Here is a 2,303-nt window from a genome sequence, read left to right as displayed (position 1 = left end):
GCTCGCCGGCGACCCGGCCGCCCGCAACGCCGCCGTGTACTTCCCGCGCATCCTGCTCCCCGACACCGAACAGCAGAACCACGTCCGCGACTTCCCGCCCTGCGGCGCCGTCGCCGGCGTGTGGGCCCGCACGGACGTCGCGCGCGGCGCGTGGAAGGCCCCGGCGGGCACCGACGCGGGCCTCGCCGGCGTCGTCGCGCCGCTCGTGCCGATGACCGACCTCGAAAACGGCATCCTCAACCCGTACGGCGTCAACTGCCTGCGCCAGCGGCCGGTGTTCGGCAACCTCGTGTGGGGCGCGCGCACGCTGAGGGGCGCCGACGTCCAAGCCGACCAGTGGAAGTACGTCCCGGTGCGCCGGACTGCGCTGTTCATCGAGGAGAGCCTGTTCCGCGGCACCCAGTGGGTGGTCTTCGAGCCCAACGACGAGCCGCTGTGGTCCTCGATCCGGCTCAACGTCGGCGCGTTCATGAACACCCTGTTCCGCCAGGGCGCCTTCCAGGGCCGCACGCCCAGGGACGCGTACCAGGTGGTGTGCGACGCGACGAACAACCCGCAGAACGACATCGACCGCGGGATCGTCAACATCCAGGTCGGCTTCGCCCCGCTCAAGCCCGCCGAGTTCGTGATCATCCATATCCAGCAGCTCGCCGGCCAGATCCAGGTCTGAGCGCATCCTCAGGGACCTCACAGCAGGGACCTCACAGAGAGGCAGGCCATGGCCGACAGCAGGACGAAGCGCCGCGACCCGTACAAGAACTTCCGGTTCCGGGTGAAGTTCGGCGGCGGCACCGACTACATCGCGGGCGTCAGCAAGGTCACCGGGTTCAAGCGCAGCACCGAGGTGATCAAGCACCGCAGCGGCGGAGACCCGGCGACCAGCACCAAGCTGCCCGGGCGCACCGAGTACGACGCGATCACCCTGGAGCGCGGGGTCACCGGCGACAAGGTGTTCGAGCAGTGGGCGAACCGGGTGTGGAGCCTGACCAACGCGAGCGGCGGGCTCGAGTCCTCGCTCAAGGACTTCCGGCGGGACATCATCGTCGACGTCTTCAACGAGGCGGGCCAGAAGGTGCTCTCCTACCAGGTGTTCAACTGCTGGGTGTCGGAGTACCAGCCGGTGTCCGACCTCGACGCCAACGCCAACGCGGTCGCCATCCAGCACATCAAGCTGGAGAACGAGGGCTGGGTGCGCGAGGACCTGCCGGAGCCGGTCGAGCCGTCCTTCGAGGACCCGGCCTGACGATGGACGCACTCACGGAAGCCGGCCCGCTGACGGAGCAGGGCCTGCTCGCGGTCTGGGAGGCCGGGCGCGGACAGGACCCGGTCCGGCGTGCCCTGGTGCTCGCCGCGGCCGGCGGCGCCGACCCGGCGGCCGTCGCGGACCTCGCGGTCGGGCGCCGGGAGGAGCTGGTACTGGGCCTGCGGGTGCGGTGCTTCGGCCCCGGCCTGCCGTGCGCCGTCACGTGCCCGTCCTGCCGGACGGAACTGGAGCTGGAGCTGACCCCGCAGGACGTCACGGCCGCGCCGCCGGAGGGCGAACGGGTCGTGCGGGCCGGGGGTTTCGAGCTCGCGTTCCGTCCGGTCACCACCCGGGACCTGCTCGCCGTCCGCGGTGCCCCGCGCGCCGCCGCCCGGCGGGCGCTGCTCGGGCGGGTGCTGACCTCGGCGGTGGCCGACGGCCGGCCGGTCGCCGCCGACGCGCTCCCGGCGGACGTCCTGGAGGCCGTGGCCGGCGCCCTGGGCGCGCAGGACCCGCAGGCGGACGTCCGGCTGGACCTCGACTGCGCGGAGTGCGGCCACGCCTGGACGTCCCCGTTCGACGCCTCCGGCTACCTGTGGGCCGAACTCGACGCCCACGCACGGCGGTTGCTCCACGACGTGCATGCACTCGCCACCGCCTACGGCTGGACGGAGGCCGAGGTGCTCGCGGTCGGGCCCGAACGGCGGCAGCTGTACCTGGAGTTGGTGACGGCATGAGCGAGCGGAGCAAGCGAATCATGAAGAGGTGCGCGTTTCGCGAAGCGACCGCCGAGCGCAGCGAGGCGGGCGCATGAGCGACTTCGTGGACCGCCTGCTGGGCGCCGGCGGTGCGGACGGGCCGCCGATCCGGCCGCTGATCGGATCGCTCTTCGAGCCCCGGAGGCGGATGCAGGTGTGGCTTCCGCAGGCCGAACCTCCCCTGGAATCGGCCGAGTTGGCGGCAGTCGACAGCATTCCCCCGGTCGACGTGCCCGCACTCCCCGCCGCCGAGCCGTCCGACCTCAGCCCGTCTCCGCCCGCCCCCACCGAGCCGCCCGGCC

General features: G+C 72.5%; 3 protein-coding genes and 1 pseudogene. All 4 read left to right on the top strand.

The annotated features are described in order from the left end of the window. A partial coding sequence (locus AB0O00_RS36320) for a phage tail sheath C-terminal domain-containing protein (RefSeq protein ID WP_363658973.1) occupies positions 1-670 on the top strand: 670 nt, incomplete at its 5' end. A gap of 48 nt (positions 671-718) precedes the next feature. Then, positions 719-1,243, top strand: coding sequence for a phage tail protein (locus AB0O00_RS36315; protein ID WP_359975009.1), 525 nt, complete (start codon positions 719-721; stop codon positions 1,241-1,243). A 2-nt stretch (positions 1,244-1,245) separates the two neighbouring features. Then, positions 1,246-1,980 carry a hypothetical protein gene (locus AB0O00_RS36310; RefSeq protein ID WP_363658972.1) on the top strand — a complete coding sequence of 245 codons (735 nt, stop codon included), beginning with the start codon at positions 1,246-1,248 and terminating at the stop codon, positions 1,978-1,980. 73 nt (positions 1,981-2,053) lie between these two features. After that, positions 2,054-2,303, top strand: a pseudogene (locus tag AB0O00_RS36305) (hypothetical protein); the annotation flags it as partial.

This window comes from Kitasatospora sp. NPDC093558 (assembly GCF_040683475.1).
Lineage (GTDB): Bacteria > Actinomycetota > Actinomycetes > Streptomycetales > Streptomycetaceae > Kitasatospora.
Note: the sequence above shows the minus strand (reverse complement) of the source record. Positions and strands in the feature narration are given on the sequence as shown.

Excerpts from the sequence above, each read along its gene's own strand:
- AB0O00_RS36315 (WP_359975009.1), top strand. The coding sequence starts at position 719 with ATGGCCGACAGCAGGACGAAGCGCCGCGACCCGTACAAGAACTTCCGG.
- AB0O00_RS36310 (WP_363658972.1), top strand. The coding sequence starts at position 1,246 with ATGGACGCACTCACGGAAGCCGGCCCGCTGACGGAGCAGGGCCTGCTC.